The sequence below is a fragment of the Brevibacterium sp. R8603A2 genome (assembly GCF_023072605.1).
In the GTDB taxonomy this organism is placed as follows: domain Bacteria; phylum Actinomycetota; class Actinomycetes; order Actinomycetales; family Brevibacteriaceae; genus Brevibacterium; species Brevibacterium pityocampae.
On record NZ_JALLGN010000015.1, the window covers coordinates 1 to 17,492 of the forward strand.

Genomic DNA, 17,492 nt, shown 5'->3' on the forward strand with positions numbered 1-17,492 from the left:
CAACGAGCTCCGGCCCCACGAGGCCATCTCATGGAACCGGCCCAAGGAGGTGCACCTGGGCCTGGCCGACCCCACCACCCCGACATTCAAAACCAAGGAAATCCTGCCAACTACTTGACGCGGGACAGATCGAGCTCCGCGGTGGTGAATATGTATTGAGACAGGTGTTGACGATGTACTGAGACTCAACACCGCTAGCCCGACAGATTTTTCCGACACAGTGTCGGAACCGTAGGTCCGGAATCCACAGGGATTCCGGACCTCCGTCATTCAGTGCACCTGACGCCCTCCGCGTCACCGCAGCCCCCTCCTTCCTCGCCCCTTCCTCACCCCTTGACCGGCGTTAGAACATGTGTTCGAATCGTTGTATCGGGCGCAGAGCGCGCCCCGCGCTCCGACGATGCAGGCGCCGGTGGTGCGCACAGCGCCCGGCATCAGGAGGGCAGCGGCAGGTGGACGGAGGACGACCATGAGGTGGAACCAGCAGAGCATCCTCGATCCGATGGCGATGGTCAACGTCCGCGGCCTGCTCCGCACGGTGAGCACGCCGGAGTTCGCCGGGATGACCTTCCACGAGGTCCTCGCCAAGACCGCGCTCAACAAGGTCCCGCCGGCCAGCGCCATGCCGTTCCCCTGGACGGTCAACCCCTACCGCGGTTGCTCGCATGCCTGCGTCTACTGCTTCGCGCGCAATACCCACCGCTACCTCGACCTCGACGCGGGTGAGGACTTCGATTCGCAGGTCGTCGTCAAGGTCAATATCGCTCAGGTGCTCGCCGCCGAGCTCGCGCGGCCCCGCTGGGTGGGTGAGCACGTGGCGCTCGGCACGAACACCGATCCCTATCAGCGGGCGGAGGGCCGCTACGCGCTCATGCCCGGGATCATCGACGCGCTCGCCGCGCACGGCACCCCGTTCTCGATCCTCACCAAGGGCACCCTGCTGCGCCGCGACCTGCCGCTGCTCGCCCGTGTCGCCGAGGACGTCCCGGTCGACCTCGCGATGTCGATCGCGGTGTTCGACGACGCACTCCAGCAGATGGTGGAACCCGGTACCCCGACGACGGCCGCCCGGCTCGCCACCGTGCGCGCCGCGGCAGACCTCGGGTTCCGGGTCACGGTGTTCCTCATGCCGGTCCTCCCCTACCTCACCGACTCCCCCGCACAGCTCGAGACCGCGGTGCGTGCCATCGCCGCATCCGGTGCGACCCGGGTCGTCCACGGCGCCCTCCATCTGCGACCGGGTGCGCGCGAGTGGTTCCTCGCCTGGATCGACCGTGAGCACCCGCACCTGAGCCGCCGCTACCGCGCCCTCTATGCGCACTCCTCCCACGCACCGCGTTCCTACCGCGCCCAGCTGTCCCGGCGGATCGGCCCGCTCCTCGACCGGTACGGGCTCAGTTCGCGGGCGGACGACGACTACGCGCGAGGACGCTCCCGGGATCGGCAGGCAGTTCCGGCCGCCGCCCCCGCGCTCACACCGACGCTCTTCTGACGAGGCCTGCACCCGGAACACGGACTGCAGCAGGAACTGCACCGGCGGGCGGAGACTGTGCAGGCTGCGCCCGCCGGTGCGGTTTCCATCGCACTCCCCCAGCACCCAGCGACCACGCGGGCTCGAACCCCGGAATACCCCGCCGGGGCGTGCTGTTGGGGTTGATGGACACGTCCGCACCAAGGCCTCTGCAGCCTCGACGGACACCGACCGCATTCGACGAAGGGACCCCCATGGGCTTCAGCATCGCCACCACCGCGCTCCGCGCCATCCCCGGCGCCTTCATCCTCAACTCCGGCGTCGGCAAGCTCGGCATGCCGCGCGAGATGGCCGAGGGTCTCCAGGGCATGGCCGCCTCCGGCGTGCCGAAGCTCGGCGAGATCACCCCGGAACAGTTCGCGAAGTTCGTGAGCTACGGGGAGATCGCGGTCGGCGCGGCGCTGCTCGCCCCCATGGTCCCCAAGCGCATCGCCGGAGCCGCGCTGGGCACCTTCGCCGCAGGGATGCTCGCGATGTACTTCCGCAACCCGGCGATGACCGAGGAGGACGGTGTGCGTCCCAGCCAGGACGGCACCGCGCTGGCCAAGGACGCCTGGCTCGCCGCGATCGCGATCGCGCTGATCTTCGGCCGCAAGTGACGCGCGTCCTCCGGCCGTGACACGGCAGCGCTGAGCGCGGCCGCACGACGGGCCCGAGTTCACGAGCGCACCCTGAGGACGACACAGGCGGGGCACCCGGATTCCGGGTGCCCCGCCTGCGTCGTCTGAACCTGTCCCGGCTCGGGCCGATCCGCCCCCGACTTGCGATCCGGAGCCGGTCCCGAGGCGGGAACCGCGGGTCAGGCTGTGCTCACCCCGACCGTGGCCTTCCGGGCGCGCCGCCGCAGGGCCTTGTCGACCTCGACGGTGAGGAACACGACGACCCCGACGATCACCGGAAGCAGCCAGCCGCTGAGCGGCACGGCGGTGGTGGCGAACGCGACCTGCATGAACGGCAGGTACCCGAAGGCGAGCTGCAGCCCGATCATCAGCGCGACGCACAGCCACGAGATGCCGTTCGTCGTGAACAGCTCACGGCGCATGCTGGACGCGGTGGTGAAACGGCTGGCGAACAGGTAGAAGATCTGCCCGACGACGAGCGTGTGCACCGCGATCGTCCGCGAGGTCTCGAGGTCGAGCCCACCGGACTGCGCGAGCAGGAACGCCCCGATCGTCGCCCCGCCGAGCAGCAGGGACACGTAGGCGATCCGCACGACCGCCTCGGAGTCGAGCAGGGAGGCCCGCGGATCCCGGGGCGGCCGCTCCATGATGCCGGGCTCCGAGGGCTCGAAGGACAGCGCGAGCGACAGCGTCACCGCGGTGATGAGGTTGACCCACAGCACCTGGAGCGGGGTGATCGGCAGGGTCATGCCGGCAACCATCGCGACGAGGATGACGAGACCCTGCGCGCCGTTCGTCGGGAGCATGAAGATGATCGCCTTGCGGAGGTTGTCGTAGATCGTCCGGCCCATCTCCACGGCGGCCGCGATCGAGGCGAAGTTGTCGTCGGTGAGGACGATGTCGGCGGCCTCCTTGGTCGCCTCCGTGCCCTTGATGCCCATCGCCACGCCGACGTCGGCGCGCTTGAGCGAGGGGGCGTCGTTGACGCCGTCGCCGGTCATCGACACGACTTCGCCGTCGGCCTGGAGCGCCTGCACGAGCCGCAGCTTGTGCTCCGGGCTCGTGCGCGCATAGACGTCGTGCTCGCGGACGATCTCCCGCAGTTCCTCGTCGGTGCTCGCCTCGAGCTCCGCCCCGGTGATCGCGCGATCACCGATCCCCATCTCCCGGGCGATCGCGGTCGCGGTGCCGGCGTGGTCACCGGTGATCATCCGCACCCGAACGCCGGCGCGCTGCACGGTGCGGATCGCCTCGATCGCCTCCTCGCGCGGCGGATCGATGATCCCGAACAGGCCGAGGAGCACGAAGCCGCCCGCATCGACGTCGTCCGTGGTGAGCTCATCGGTGCCCGGGTCGGCGCGCCGTTCGGCGGCGGCCAGCACGCGCAGGCCCGAGGCGCCGAGCCGGTCGATCTCCGCCTCCCAGTGGGCCCGGTCGAGCGGGGTGCCCGCATCGGGGCCGTCCCCCTGCCGGTCGCAGCGGTCGAGGAGCCGGTCGGGTGCGCCCTTGAGGTGGACCAGCCGGGTGCCGTCCGCCCCGGCATCGAGGGTGGCCATGTACTTGTACTCGGAGTCGAAGGGCACCTCGGCGAGCCGCTCGGCCTGCGGGTGGGCGCCGGACTTGAGGGCGAAGGTGCGGATGCCGCCGTCGGTCGGCTCCCCGTTGAGGACCCATTCCCCGTCGCGCTCGACGACACGGGAGTCGTTGGCGAGCGCGGCCACCTCGGCGATGGCGGCGAGCCCGGGGTGCGCTGCGAGCTCGATCGTCCCGCCTGCGGCGGCGTCCTCGGTGCCGGCACCCGGGGCGCCCGCGGTGGCAGGATCCGCGGCGCGGATCTCGCCGTCGGGCGCGTACCCGGTGCCGGTGACCTCGAACCGGCCGGCGGTGGTGACGACCTCGCGCACGGTCATCTCGTTGCGGGTGAGCGTGCCGGTCTTGTCCGAGCAGATCGTCGTCACCGAGCCGAGCGTCTCCACCGAGTTCATGCGGCGGGTGATCGCGTTGCGCGAGGCCATCGCCTGCACGCCGAGGGCCAGGGTGATCGCGAGCACGGCGGGCAGGCCCTCGGGGATCGCGGCGACGGCGAAGCCGATCGCGGACATGAGCAGGCGCGGCCACGGGTGGTCGTAGAGGAGCCAGGACAGGAGCACCATGCCGACGGCGAGCACCACGGCGACGATCGCGAGCAGCGAGGAGAAGCGGGTCATCGAGCGGGTGAGCGGGGTGTCCATCGACTCGACCTCGCTGAGCATCGTGGTGATGCGCCCGATCTCCGTGCCGGTGGCGGTGGCGGTGACGACGCCGGTGCCGGAGCCCGCAGCGACGACGGTGCCGGAGTAGGCCATCGACGAGCGGTCCCCGAGCACGGCGTCCGCGGCGACCGGGTCGACGGCCTTCTCCGCCGGCACCGATTCCCCGGTGAGCGCGGACTCCTCGATGCGGAGGTTGACGGAGCGGAGCAGCCGGAGGTCGGCAGGGACCTTGTCGCCGGCGCGCAGCCGCACGATGTCACCGGGCACGAGCTCCTCCGCGTCGACCTCGGTCCAGTCGCCGTCGCGCAGCACCTCGCTGTCGAGGGACAGCATCGAGCGGATGCTCTCGAGCGCATCGGCGGCCTTGCCCTCCTGGAAGAACCCGACGAGCGCGTTGATGAGGACGACGGCGAGGATGACGATCGTGTCGATGACCTCGCCGAGGATGCCGGTGAAGACCGCGGCGGCGAGCAGCACGTAGATCATCGGGTCGTGGAACTGGCGCAGCAGCCGCTGCAGCGTCGTCTCCTGCTCGCTCGGCGGCAGCGCGTTCGGGCCGGTCGCGGCGAGGATCTCGGCGGCGCGCGTCGAATCGAGTCCGGAGTCGTCGGTGTCGAGAGCGGAGAGCACGTCCTGCTCGGGCAGCGCGTGCGGCGGGCGGTCGGCGGAGAACAGCTGCGGGCTTGCGGTCATCAGGTCTCCTGCCCCGGTCGGCCTGCCGGCCGGTTCCGGGTATGCGTCGGGTACGGGTCCGACCGGGCGGTTCGGGGACCGGTCGGACGGCATCCGACCCGGCGCCCCCGGCGACAGGGTTCCTTACCGCTCACGAGGTGGTGACCAGCGGTTTCCCCGTCCGGATCGGCTCTGTCGTCCATGCTACGCCCCGACTCCGGTGCGCCTGCTCGCCGGTGTCCCGGAATGGGACGCGCCGTCCCGTCGCACAGCACCCCTCGGTCCCGGTGCACCGCACCTCGCGCCGGGCGGGCCGTGGACTACCGTGGCCGCATACCGGAGAGAGGGACCGCCATGACCGACCCGACCAGCCGCACCACCGAGCCCGGCCCCGCCACGGGATCCGCGAACGCGGCGCCTGATCCCGCTCCGCTCTCCCCCGTTCTGCCGCCGGACACCGTCGCCGCGTGGGTCGCCGCCGACCGTGTGCAGGAGACCGCGGGGTCTGGGTTCCCCCGGGGCCGTCGAAGTGGGCGATCCCGCTCGACAGCGCGGGGAACCCGTGGCGCAGGGCGGCGACGTCGTAGGTCATGGCGGAACTCCTCTCCCGGCCGGCCCGGTCCCGGCCCTCGCCTCACACGCTAGGTGCCGGGACGTCGGGAGGGAAGGGGTGGCCGTCGGGCCCGCGGGTCCGTCAGTCCGCCTGCCTGCTCGCCTGCCCGCTCGCACGGTGCGCGGTGCTCACGAGCACCGGATCGTCACCGCCGGCGAGGTGGTCGGCGAGTTCGACCTCCGGATGACTCGTGCAGGTCGGCGGGTCCCAGGGCGGGCCGAGGACGATCGCAGCGGGGTCGAGACCGCCGCGGGCGGTGTCGAAGCCGGTGCCGAGCGCCTTGAGCACCGCCTCCTTCCGCACCCAGGTGCGCAGCAGTGCGGCGAGGCGGTCGGCCTCGCTGCCACCCGCGGCGGCGCGGAACCAGATCCGCTCCTCCGCGGCGAGCACGACATCGGCGAAGGAGCCGGCGCGGGTGCCGGAATCGCGGAACGGGGCCCACGCCTCGGCGTCGATGCCCACGCTGCCGGGCTCTCCCGGCCCGCTGCACGCCGCGGCGACCCAGCCGGCCGTCCGGGACAGCGACACTGCCACCGGGGCGGCGCCGGCCCGGGCCCGCCGGCCGCGGACGGTCGCTTCGATGCGCACCGCCTCGGCCGGCACCGAGTGCACGCGGGCGACGAGACCGGTGAGGAGGGCGTGCGCGGGGTCGACGCCGTCGGGCGCCTGCTCGATGGTCCACTCCACGACATCCTCCTTCCCACCCGCGCGCCCCTGGGGTCCGACTCCGTGCGGTCGGGTCCAGTATCGCCGACCCGGCGCCCTCCCCTCCTCGCTGTGGCCGACGCCTCGGCGCGGGTTCCGGGCCCCGTCACCTGCCCGACGTAGACTCCGGGTGAGACATCGCCGTTCGCACGAGATCGAGAACGAGGCCTGTGAGCATCCACCCCCCGCAGTTCCCCGGCACGCACCGCACCCCGCTGCCGCGCACCCTCATCGACATCATCCTCTCCGTCGCCGCGACCCATCCCGAGGCGCCCGCGCTCGACGACGGCCGCCGCAGCCTGAGCTACACGGAGCTCGTGTCCGAGATGCGCGCTCTGGGTTTCGCGCTCCACGAGGCCGGCGTGGGACCCGGCGACACAGTCGGCGTCCGCGTCTCCAGCGGCACCCTCGACCTCTACGTCTCGATCCTCTCCGTGCTCATGATCGGCGCCGCCTACGTCCCCGTCGACGTCGACGATCCCGACGAGCGCGCCCGCACCGTGTTCTCCGAGGCCGGTGTCGCCGCGGTCGTCACCGACCCCGCGGCGCCGAGCGAGGAGATCCGCCCGACGATCACCCGCACCACGGACCGGCCGCTCGCCGACACCCCTGCCCTGCGCGCCCCGGAGCCGGGAGACGACTGCTGGGTGATCTTCACCTCCGGGTCCACCGGCACCCCCAAGGGCGTGGCCGTGACCCACCGCTCGGCCGCCGCGTTCGTCGACGCCGAGGCCCGGATCTTCTGCACCGCGGAACCGCTGGGCCCCGGCGACCGGGTGCTCGCCGGCCTGTCGGTGGCCTTCGACGCGAGCTGCGAGGAGATGTGGCTCGCCTGGGGGCACGGCGCCTGCCTGGTGCCCGCCCCGCGCGCCCTCGTCAAGTCCGGCATGGACCTCGGCCCGTGGCTGTCGAGCCGCCGCATCACCGTCGTCTCCACGGTGCCCACGCTCGCCGCGCTGTGGCCGGCGGAGACGCTCGACAACGTGCGGCTGCTGATCTTCGGCGGCGAGGCCTGCCCGCCGGAGCTCGCCGCCCGCCTGTCCGACGGCACCCGCGAGGTGTGGAACACCTACGGCCCGACCGAGGCGACCGTCGTCGCGTGCGCCGCCCCGCTCGGCGCCACCGGTCCGGTGCGGATCGGGCTGCCGCTCGACGGCTGGGACCTCGCCGTCGTCGACGCCCAGGGCGTCCCCGTTCCCGAGGGGGCGACGGGTGAGCTCATCATCGGCGGGGTGGGCCTCGCCCGCTACCTCGACCCGGTCAAGGACGCGGAGAAGTACGCGCCGATGCCGACCCTCGGCTGGGAGCGCGCCTACCGCTCCGGCGACCTCGTCGTCAACGACCCGGCCGGCCTGCTGTTCGTCGGCCGCGCCGACGAACAGGTCAAGCTCGGCGGACGGCGGATCGAGCTCGGCGAGGTCGACTCGGCTCTCCAGGCGCTGCCCGGGATCGCCGGCGGTGCGGCCGCGGTGAAGACGACGCCCAGCGGCACCCAGCTGCTCATCGGCTACCTCGCTCCCTCGCAGCGCCCGGCCGCGGCGGACGAGCCCGCACTGCTCGCCGCCTACGCCGAGCAGCTCCGCCGGGTGCTCCCGCCGGCGCTCGTCCCCCGCCTGACGATCGTCGACGAGCTGCCGACGAAGACCTCGGGCAAGGTCGACCGCAACGCCCTGCCGTGGCCGCTCGCCGCGGTCGCCGAGGACGAGGCGGCCGGCCCCCTGCCCGCGCACGCGGAGTGGATCGGTCAGCAGTGGGCGGCGGTGCTGGGCGGCACGCCCGGCATGGACACCGACTTCTTCGACGCCGGCGGCGGCTCGCTCGCCGCCGCCCAGCTCGTGTCCCGGCTGCGCACCGAGCACGCGCAGGTCACCGTCGGCGACGTCTACGCCCACCCGCGCTTCGGGGCGCTCGTCGAGCTGTGCACCGGCGCCGACGCCCCGGAGAACGTCCACCGCCGGCCGCGCCGGGTGCGCCGCACCGGCCGCTCGATGCAGCTCCTGCAGACGCTCCTCGGGATCCCGGTGCAGATCCTCTCCGGCATGCGCTGGGTCGTCCTCACGCTCGTCGTGTGCAACGTCGCCGGCGCCCTCGGTGCGCCGCTCGTCACCACCCCGTGGTGGTTCGTCATCGCGCTCTACCTCGTGTTCGTCACCGCGTGGGGCCGCATGCTCATCTCCGCGACGGCCGCGCGCCTGCTCCTGCGCGGGGTCGGCCCGGGCGTCTACCCCCGCTCCGGTGGGGTGCACCTGCGGCTGTGGCTCGCCGAGCACATCGCCGAGCAGGCCGCGGCCGTGTCCGTCGCCTCCGCGCCGTGGGTCACCCGCTACGCCACCCTGCTCGGCAACCGGATCGGCCGCGACGCCGACCTCCACTCGGTCCCGCCGATCACCGGCCTGCTCACGCTCGAGGACGGCGCGGCGATCGAACCCGAGGTCGACCTCAAGGGCTGGTGGGTCGATGGGGACCTGCTGCGGATCGGCCCGATCCACGTCGGCGCGAACGCCACCGTCGGCGCCCGCTCCACGCTCATGCCCGGTGCCCGGGTGGGGGCAGGCGCCCACGTCGAACCGGGCTCCGCAGTCACCGGCAAGGTGCGGAAGAACCAGGTGTACTCCGGCTCCCCCGCTGCCCGTGTGGGCAAGGCGAAGAACACGTTCCCGGACCCGCCCTCGCGCCGCCGCCACACCCCGTTCTGGTTCTACGCCGTCGGCTCGATCTTCCACGCCGCGATCCCCTACGCCGCGGCCGTGCCCGGGCTCGCGCTCATGGTCGCCGTCTCCGGGGTCGAGGTGTTCGCGGCTCCGCTCGCGCTGCTCGCCTGGGCGCCGGTGCTCGCCGCCGTGTGGTTCGTGTGCACCGCGGTCCTCATCGTCCTCGCCGTGCGCGGACTGGCGCTCGGCCTGCGCGAGGGCACCTACCCGGTGCGCTCGGCGATGGGCTTCCGGGTGTGGGCCACCGAGCGGATCATGGACATGGCCCGCGACCTCCTGTTCCCCATCTACGCCAGCCTGCTCACCCCCGTGTGGCTGCGGATCCTCGGCGCCCGCGTGGGCCGCGGGGTCGAGGCCTCGACGGTGCTGCTCGTGCCGAGCATGACGCAGATCGCCTCCGGGGCGTTCCTCGCCGACGACACCATGGTCGCCTCCTACGAGCTCGGCCACGGGTGGATGCGGATCGGGCGGGCCAAGGTCGGCAAGCGCGCCTTCCTCGGCAACTCCGGGATGGCCGCCGCCGGGCGCCGGGTGCGCGCGAATTCGCTCGTCGCGGTGCTGTCGGCCGCCCCGCAGAAGGCGAAGAAGGGCAGCTCGTGGATCGGCTCTCCGCCCGTCGAGCTCCGCCGCGCGGAGGTCGCCGCCGACGAATCCCTGACCTACGATCCGCCGCTGCGGCTCAAGGCGCTGCGCGGCACCTGGGAGACGCTGCGGATCCTCGCGGTGCTCACCGCCGGGGTCGTCGTCGCCGGAGTGTTCCTCGCCCTCACCGGTCTGCTCACCGCCGCTGCCGAGGTGACGGGCGCCGGCCCGGCAGCGGGCGCCTCGGGCACGGGACCGGTGACTGCCGGGGTGTGGCCGGCGGTCGTCATGACCGCCCTGTCCGGTGTCGTGATGATGCTCGCCGGTGCGGTCACCGCCGGGATCGCCGTCGTCACCAAGTGGCTGTTCGTCGGGCGGGTCAGCGCCGGGGAGCACCCGCTGTGGTCGTCGTTCATCTGGCGCAACGAGGTCGCCGACTGCTTCGTCGAGCTCGTCGCCGCCCCGTGGTTCGCGCGCTCGGCCGTCGGCACGCCGGCGCTCGTGTGGTACCTGCGGGCGCTCGGGGCGCGGATCGGACACGGCGTGTGGTGCGAGACCTACTGGCTGCCCGAGGCCGACCTCGTCGACCTCGCTGACAATTCGACGGTCAACCGCGGCTGCGTCGTGCAGACCCATCTGTTCCACGACCGGGTGATGGCACTCGATACCGTGGAGCTCGAGGCCGGAGCGACGCTGGGACCCAACAGCGTGATCCTGCCGGCGGCGACCCTCGGGCGGTCGTCGACGGTCGGCCCGACCTCGCTCGTCATGCGCGGGGAGTTCGTCCCCGCCGACGCCTACTTCACGGGCAACCCGGTGGTGCCGTGGGTCGATGCGCCCGCACTGCCGGAGTCCTCGTTCGCCGCCGAGGCGCCCGCCCCGGCCACCACCGCTGAAGGGAGTCCGACGTGACGGTGCTCGACCGCTGCACCCCGCATTCAGGGACGGCCGCGGTGCGGATCGTGCACTACGATCTGCACCTCGACTACAAGATCCTGCCCAACCGGCTCGCCGGGCAGGCGACCCTGCGCGGTTCGATGCTCGCAGATGCCCGGACGATCGAGCTCGATCTCGTCGGCCTCGCGGCCGGTCGGGTGCTCGTCAACGGCCGTCGGCACCGCTACAAGCAGACGCGGAACAAGCTCGTCATCCGAGCGCAGGAGAAGTTCCTCGCCGACGAGCAGCTCGAGATCGAGATCCAGTACTCCGGCACCCCCCGCCCGGCGATGGGCACATGGGGCGACGTCGGCTGGGAGGAGCTCGCCGACGGCGTACTCGTGGCCGGCCAGCCGACGGGCGCGGCGACGTGGTTCCCCTGCAACGACCATCCGAGCAGCAAGGCGACGTTCCGGGTGACGATCCTCGTCGACTCGGAGTACACGGCGGTATCCAACGGCGAGCTCGTCGACACCCGCCGGCGGGCCGGGCGCACCGCGTGGACCTGGGAGTCCGCCGAACCGCTCGCCACCTATCTTGCGACGATGCAGATCGGTCAGTACCGGCGCGGGAGCGTCGACAGCGGCTCGCACGTGCCCTCGCAGGTGCCGATGACGCTCGCGTGCAGTGCGGGCCTGTGGCAGCAGGCGCAGCGGATCCTCGCCAAGCAGCACGCGATGATGACGGTGTTCGAGCGCCGGTTCGGCGAGTACCCGTTCGGGCACTACGGGATCGTCGTCACCGACGACGTGCTCGAGATCCCGCTCGAATCGCAGCCCCTGTCGATCCTCGGGCGCAACCACCTGGCGCAGACGTGGAACGCCGAACGGCTCATCGCCCACGAGATGGCTCACCAGTGGTTCGGGAACTCGGTGACGCCGAAGTCCTGGTCCGACATCTGGCTCAACGAGGGCTTCGCCTGCTACGCGGAGTGGATCTGGTCCGAGGAGTCGGGCCAGAAGTCAGCCCAGCAGCGCGCCCGCGAGCAGCACGTGCGGCTGGCGGACCTGCCGCAGAACCTCGTGCTCGCCGACCCGGGAGCCGCCGACATGTTCGACGACCGGGTGTACAAGCGCGGGGCGCTCACGCTGCACACGCTGCGCCTCCACATCGGGGACGAAGACTTCTTCCGGATCCTCCACCGCTGGACCGGGCAGTACCGGGGCGCGAACGTCACCACCGAGGCGTTCCTCGCGCTCGGCGAGGCGGTGGTCGGCCGCCCGATCGAACCGCTAGTCCACGACTGGCTCTACGCGAAGCCGCTCCCGCCGCTGTCGCTGCAGTGGTAGGTGCGGTCGCGAGGCGGGTGCGTCCCGGCAGTGACGCCGCTGCCGGGGCGCCGGCTGCGGGGTGGATTCGACCCGCGGGTGGTGCGATGCTGGGGTCTCCGTCCGAGCACGCGAACGGCGCGGCTCGACCCCGATGAACGAGGTGGCAGGTCGAATGGTGGAATCACCGAGGAACGGCATCCAGGTCTCCGACACCGCAGGCAGCGGCATTCCCAGCGCGGCCCAGGGAGCCGCGGTTCCCAATCCCCTCTCGCTCGGGCTCGACGAGCTCCGGCAGCGGACGAGCATGAAGTGGCGCGCCCACCCCGACGACGTGCTGCCGCTGTGGGTCGCGGAGATGGACGTCCGGCTCGCTCCGCCGATCGCCGCGGCGCTGCACCGCACCATCGACGCCGGTGATACGGGCTATCCGCAGGGCACCGCGTACGCCGAGGCGTTCTCCGCCTTCGCCCGGGCGCACTGGTCGTGGAACGGACTGGCCGTGGAGCGGACGGCGATCGTCCCCGATGTCATGCTCGGTGTCGTCGAGGTGCTCCGGCTGGTGACGGATCCCGGTGACGCTGTCGTCGTCAACTCGCCGGTCTACGCGCCGTTCTACGCCTTCGTCACCCATGACGGCCGGCGGATCGTCGAGGCGCCCCTCGGCGCGGATCACCGGGTGGACCTCGACGTCCTCGCAGACACGTTCCGGCAGGTGACGCAGGGCGGGCGCGGGGCCGCCTACCTGCTGAGCAACCCGCACAACCCCACCGGCACGGTGCACACCCTCGAGGAGCTCACCGCGATCGCGGAGCTCGCCCGCGCCCACGGGGTGCGGGTGGTGTCGGATGAGATCCACGCACCGCTCGTGCTGCCCGGCGCGCACTTCACCCCCTATCTCAGCGTGCCCGGAGCCCAGGACGCCTTCGCACTGATGTCGGCGTCGAAGGCCTGGAACCTCGCCGGGCTCAAGGCCGCGCTCGCGATCGCCGGTGAGGACGCGGCAGCGGACCTCGCCCGTATGCCCGAGGAGGTCAGCCACGGCCCGAGCCACCTCGGCCTCATCGCCCACACCGTCGCGCTCCGGGAGGGACAGGAGTGGCTCGCGGCGCTGCTGCAGGGACTCGATGCGAACCGCGCCCTGCTGCGACAACTCGTCGACGAGCACCTGCCCGAGGCCGGCTTCCGCGAGCCCGAGGGCACCTACCTGGCCTGGCTCGACTGCAGCTACCTCGGCACCGAACCGCCGGCCGCGCAGGACGGACTCGCGGTGGTGTCGGATCTGGCGGGCCCGGCCAAGCTGTTCCTCGACGAAGCCCGGGTGGCGCTGAGCTCCGGCCACGTGTTCGGCACCGGCGGCGAGCGCCACGTCCGGCTGAACTTCGCCACCTCGCCGGCGATCCTCACCGAGGCCGTGGAGCGGATGGGACGCGTGCGGCCGCTCCGGTGAGGGCCGCGGAGCCGCGGGAGCGGCGCCGGCGACGACGATGATCGGGGTGATCCGGTCGGCGATCCCGGGGTCAGCTCGTCGAGCTCGAGGGCACCGCCGTGAGATGAGACGCCCCCGCTGTGACACCCCTGGCTGAGGCGCGTCACAGCTGTGACATCACAGCGGGCCCTTCGTCCCGTGATGATCGTGCCGCCGCGTCGGAGCAGGAATGTGAAGGCGCCGCGAGCAGAGATTTCACGTCACAGCAGGGACGTCACCGGGGACGGCGTCGCATCACCACGGTCACGCAGCAACCCGCTCACGTCACATCGGGGACGCACCTCCCCGGCGCCTACACCGCGGCCCCGCGCGCCCGGATCCGCGGGAACACCCGCCGCAGGAGTCGGATCCACGGCGACCAGCGGGGCGGGCCCGCGGCACCGGCGGCACGGTCGAGCAGGTCCTCGAGCACGGCGTCAGCCCTCCCGCGGTGCGAGGTCGAGCACCATGATGTCGGAGCCCTCGGTGCGGCCGACCACGGCGAAGCCGAGCTCGTCGTAGAGGTGGCGTGCGCCGTTGGTCTCCTCGACCGCGAGGCTGACGGCCGTGACCCCGGTGAGCCGTGCCATCTGGAGCAGGGTCTGCATGAGCCGGTGGCCGAGCCCCGCACCCTGCGCCGCGGGCAGGACCGCGATGGAGAGCTCGGGGATGTCGTCGGCGACCCAGCCGTAGCCCGGCTTCTCCCCCATCGTGCGGAGCCAGGCCGCCCCGAGCACGCGGGGATCCGCCTCGGGTCCTGCGGCGCTCGGGTCGGCGTCGCCGTCACCCGCCTCGCCGTCGCTCGCCTCGCTGTCGGACTGCTCGGGTCCGCCGTCCTCACTCACCGCCATGACGCCGAGGTCCCCGGTCCTTCCCCAGCCCTCGATGTAGCGGTTGAGGTGGTCGTCGGCGCGGACCGCCTCGGCGTCGAGCGGCGGGCGGTCCATCGACCAGTTGCAGCACAGCACGAGGAACGGCAGGAGGATGTCCTCGCCGTCGCGGGGAACCGGAACGATGCGCATGCGGGCCTCCTTCAGCGGGCGGACGGGCCGCTGCCGGCCCGGTGACGATGTCGATGCAATCGTATCTGCCGGTGACAACGGAATCGCGGCCGGAGGGCGGGTCCGAGGCCGTGATCGGGTTGTCGTTCGCTGAAACAGTCGCATCGAGGATGCTCGCCCGCGCGTGCAGGGCGCGCGTCGGCTCAGCTGCGGGCTTCCGCGCGGAGGATCCAGCCGTCGTTGCGCACCCGCCAGCCGAGGCTGATCGCGCGGAAGGCGACGAAGCCGATCCCGAAGCACGCCCACAGCACGTGGACCGTCGGCCACTGCGTGAACACGAGGAGCAGCAGGACCGCGTACCCGAGCAGCGCCCCGAACTGGGCGAGCGCCAGGTAGCGGGCGTCCTCGGCTCCCATGAGCACACCGTCGAGGGTGAAGACGTACCCGGCGATCGGCATCCCGGCGGCGAGGATGAGAGCGAGCGTGCCGATGAGGGCGGCGACCTCGGGATCGCCGGTGAACACCGCACCGAGGACCGGGGAGGCGGCGGCGAGCAGCACGCCGACGACCACCCCGAAGCCGATCCCCCACTGGATGAGCCGCCGGTTGATCGCCGCCACCCGCTCCCGCCGGCGGTGCCCGAGCTCGAGGCCGATGAGCGCCTGCCCGGCGATCGCGAGCGAGTCGAGGACGAGGGCGAGCGCGTTGAACAGCGTCTGGATGACCTGGATCGCGGCGAGCTGCACGGTGCCCAGACCGGTGGCGAGCACGATGAGGAGGATCATCGCAGCGCGCAGCGAGCCGTTGCGCACGAGCAGCCAGCCCGAGGTGCGGGCCGCCCGGATGACGCCCGCCCAGTCCGGGCGCAGCGAGGCCCCGGTGCGGCGGGCGGCGCGGACGGCGATGACGAGGTAGATCGCGCACATCCCGAGGTGGGCGATGAGCGTGCCGAGCGCGGACCCGGCCACGCCCATGTCGAGACCGTAGATGAAGAGCGCGTTGAGCCCGATGTTGGAGAGGAAGCCGCCGGCGGCGACGTAGAGCGGGGTGCGCGTGTCCTGCAGCCCGCGCAGCAGCCCGGTCGCGGCGACGACGGTGAGCATGAAGGGCAGCCCCCACCAGGAGATGGTGAGGTAGGCCGAGGCGCCGGCGGCCACCTCGGGCGTGGGATCGAACCAGCCGATCGCCGTGTCGATGAGCGGCAGCCCGATGACGAGCAGGACGCCCGAGGTGATGAGCGCGAGCCAGATCCCGTCGAAGCCGGCGCCGATCGCGCCCGGGGTGTCACCGGCGCCGAGCCGGCGGGCCACGCGCGGGGTCGTCGCGTAGGCGAGGAAGATCATGAGGCCGAGGACGGTCTGGAGGATCGTGCTCGCGATCGCGAGCGAGCCGAGCGCCTCGGGCCCCAGGTGCCCGACCATCGCGGTGTCGGCGAGGAGGAACAGGGGTTCGGCGGCGAGCGCCCCGAGTGCCGGGACGGCGAGCCTGAGGATATCCCGGTCGAGTGCACGCATGACCACCATCGTAGGACCGGGACGCCTGGACGGGCACGTCAGGCCGGGCTGTTAGGGTCGCCCCCGTGAGAACGGTCGACAACGCACGCACCACCGACACCCGGGCCGGTGCCTTCCAGCGGCACCTGCCCCTCCTCGCCACCGAGGTCATCTGCCTCGCCGCGGTCGTGGTCTCCGTGCTCACCCGGCAGTGGTCCGACATCATCATCCCGGCGCTGCTGATTCCCGCCGGTCTGGTGCCGCTCCTCCTCGAGCACTGGGCGCGCACCCCGATCCCCGCGTGGCTCCAGGGGCTCTACGCGGCGCTGCTGCTCTCCGGCCCGTTCCTCGGCAGCCACCTCCACTTCTATGCGGTGTGGGGACTGTGGGACACCGTGGTCCACTTCTACTCCGGCATCCTCATCGCGCTCGGCACGGTCTACGCGCTCGGCATCGCCTACCGGCGGACCGATCTCACCACCCCACCATGGTTCGAGGCCGTCGTCGTCATCGCCGTGAGCGGCCTCGTCGCGCTCCTGTGGGAGATGTCCGAGTTCACCGCGGACATCGTCGTCGGGACGAACGCGCAACGGAACAACACGGACACGATGGTCGACCTCGTCGCGGGCACCTCGGCGGCCCTCCTCGTCGTCATCCCGCTGCTCCTCCACCGCCGGCGCGGGTGGTTCGCGGCGTTCGGCTCCCTCGTGTGAGCCGGCCCGCCCGGAGGGGGCCGTTCGGAATATCTCGCTCCGCGCGGTGTTGTGCCCAGTGGAAGCCGCAGCCTCATGGTCCGCGGAGCCCCGGCCAGATCACGGGTGACGGACCGGTCCGCTGCGGGACATCTCGGCGCCGGGTCCGGCGCGGAAGGAGAACCCCATGACCGACACTGATGGCATCGTCATCCTCGGCGGACACGGCAAGATCGCCCTGCTCGCCGCCCCCAGGCTCACCGCGGCCGGGTTCACCGTCGACTCCGTCATCCGCAAGGAGGACCAGCGCGATGACGTCAGGGAGGCCGGCGCGAATCCCGTCGTCCTCGACATCGAGACCGCGACCGAGGAGGACCTCGCCAAGCAGTTCACGGGGGCGAAGGCCGTGGTGTTCTCCGCCGGCGCCGGCGGGGGCGACCCGCAGCGCACGCACGCGGTCGACTTCGAAGCGGCCGTGCGCGCGATGAAGGCCGCGCAGCAGGCCGGCGTGCAGCGGTTCGTCATCGTCTCCTACGTCACCGCGGGGATCGACGTCGACCGGCTCGAGGAGGACAACTCCTTCTTCCCCTACGCCAAGGCCAAGCACGACGCCGACGCCCACCTGCGCGAGACCGAGCTCGACTACACGATCCTCGGCCCCGGCCGCCTCACCCTCGGCCCGGCGAGCGAGCAGATCCAGGTCGTCGACTCCCACGGCGAGGCCGAGGGCCGCACGCTCACCGACGAGGAGAAGGTCACCTCCCGCGACAACGTCGCAGCCGTCATCACCCACGTCCTGCGTGACGGTGCCGGAGTCCGGGAGACCGTCAACTTCTTCGACGGGTCCACCCCGATCGCCGAGGCGATCCGCTGAGACCGGGCGTACGAGTGTAGGACTTCCGACGGAGGGTGGTGGCGTTGATGCCATCATCCTCCGCCGAAAGCCCC

11 protein-coding genes are annotated in these 17,492 nt (G+C 72.2%); 7 read left to right on the forward strand and 4 right to left on the reverse strand.

The features are described from left to right. Nucleotides 1-469: 469 nt before the first annotated feature. Together MTQ12_RS13235 and MTQ12_RS13240 are read left to right on the forward strand one after the other, a co-directional pair. Nucleotides 470-1,492 carry an Rv2578c family radical SAM protein gene (locus MTQ12_RS13235; protein ID WP_247618981.1) on the forward strand — a complete coding sequence of 341 codons (1,023 nt, stop codon included), beginning with the start codon at nucleotides 470-472 and terminating at the stop codon, nucleotides 1,490-1,492. A gap of 233 nt (nucleotides 1,493-1,725) precedes the next feature. Next, nucleotides 1,726-2,130 (forward strand): hypothetical protein, encoded by a 405-nt coding sequence (locus MTQ12_RS13240; RefSeq protein WP_247618982.1) that lies wholly within the window; start codon nucleotides 1,726-1,728, stop codon nucleotides 2,128-2,130. A 200-nt stretch (nucleotides 2,131-2,330) separates the two neighbouring features. Here the strand turns inward: MTQ12_RS13240 and MTQ12_RS13245 are convergent, their stop codons facing one another. Both MTQ12_RS13245 and MTQ12_RS13250 read right to left on the reverse strand, forming a co-directional pair. Next, on the reverse strand, nucleotides 2,331-5,096 hold the full coding sequence (locus tag MTQ12_RS13245) for a cation-transporting P-type ATPase (protein WP_247618983.1): 2,766 nt from the start codon (nucleotides 5,094-5,096) through the stop codon (nucleotides 2,331-2,333). A gap of 673 nt (nucleotides 5,097-5,769) precedes the next feature. Continuing rightward, a complete protein-coding gene (locus MTQ12_RS13250) occupies nucleotides 5,770-6,375 on the reverse strand; it encodes a 4'-phosphopantetheinyl transferase superfamily protein (RefSeq protein ID WP_247618984.1) in 606 nt (201 codons plus the stop codon). Nucleotides 6,376-6,563: 188 nt separating this feature from the next. On the opposite strand from MTQ12_RS13250, the gene MTQ12_RS13255 reads away from it, so the two are divergent. The 3 genes from MTQ12_RS13255 to MTQ12_RS13265 all read left to right on the forward strand — a co-directional run bounded on the left by MTQ12_RS13255 (nucleotide 6,564) and on the right by MTQ12_RS13265 (nucleotide 13,340). Continuing rightward, the gene (locus MTQ12_RS13255) at nucleotides 6,564-10,598 is read left to right on the forward strand and encodes a Pls/PosA family non-ribosomal peptide synthetase (protein WP_247618985.1); all 4,035 of its coding nucleotides are present in this window, start codon (nucleotides 6,564-6,566) and stop codon (nucleotides 10,596-10,598) included. Continuing rightward, nucleotides 10,595-11,911 carry a M1 family metallopeptidase gene (locus tag MTQ12_RS13260; protein WP_247618986.1) on the forward strand — a complete coding sequence of 439 codons (1,317 nt, stop codon included), beginning with the start codon at nucleotides 10,595-10,597 and terminating at the stop codon, nucleotides 11,909-11,911. The genes MTQ12_RS13255 and MTQ12_RS13260 overlap by 4 nt, the downstream gene beginning before the upstream one ends. Before the next feature lie 154 nt (nucleotides 11,912-12,065). After that, nucleotides 12,066-13,340 carry a MalY/PatB family protein gene (locus tag MTQ12_RS13265; protein WP_247618987.1) on the forward strand — a complete coding sequence of 425 codons (1,275 nt, stop codon included), beginning with the start codon at nucleotides 12,066-12,068 and terminating at the stop codon, nucleotides 13,338-13,340. 455 nt (nucleotides 13,341-13,795) lie between these two features. On the opposite strand, the gene MTQ12_RS13270 is transcribed toward MTQ12_RS13265, so the two are convergent. Beyond that, nucleotides 13,796-14,380, reverse strand: a complete 585-nt coding sequence (locus MTQ12_RS13270) for a GNAT family N-acetyltransferase (RefSeq protein WP_247618988.1) — start codon at nucleotides 14,378-14,380, stop codon at nucleotides 13,796-13,798. Nucleotides 14,381-14,562: 182 nt separating this feature from the next. After that, complete coding sequence (locus tag MTQ12_RS13275) at nucleotides 14,563-15,873, reverse strand: MATE family efflux transporter (protein WP_247618989.1); 1,311 nt, start codon at nucleotides 15,871-15,873, stop codon at nucleotides 14,563-14,565. 65 nt (nucleotides 15,874-15,938) lie between these two features. On the opposite strand from MTQ12_RS13275, the gene MTQ12_RS13280 reads away from it, so the two are divergent. Both MTQ12_RS13280 and MTQ12_RS13285 read left to right on the forward strand, forming a co-directional pair. Next, complete coding sequence (locus MTQ12_RS13280; RefSeq protein ID WP_247618990.1) at nucleotides 15,939-16,565, forward strand: hypothetical protein; 627 nt, start codon at nucleotides 15,939-15,941, stop codon at nucleotides 16,563-16,565. Nucleotides 16,566-16,731: 166 nt separating this feature from the next. After that, a complete protein-coding gene (locus MTQ12_RS13285) occupies nucleotides 16,732-17,418 on the forward strand; it encodes an NAD(P)H-binding protein (protein ID WP_247618991.1) in 687 nt (228 codons plus the stop codon). Nucleotides 17,419-17,492: the final 74 nt, after the last annotated feature.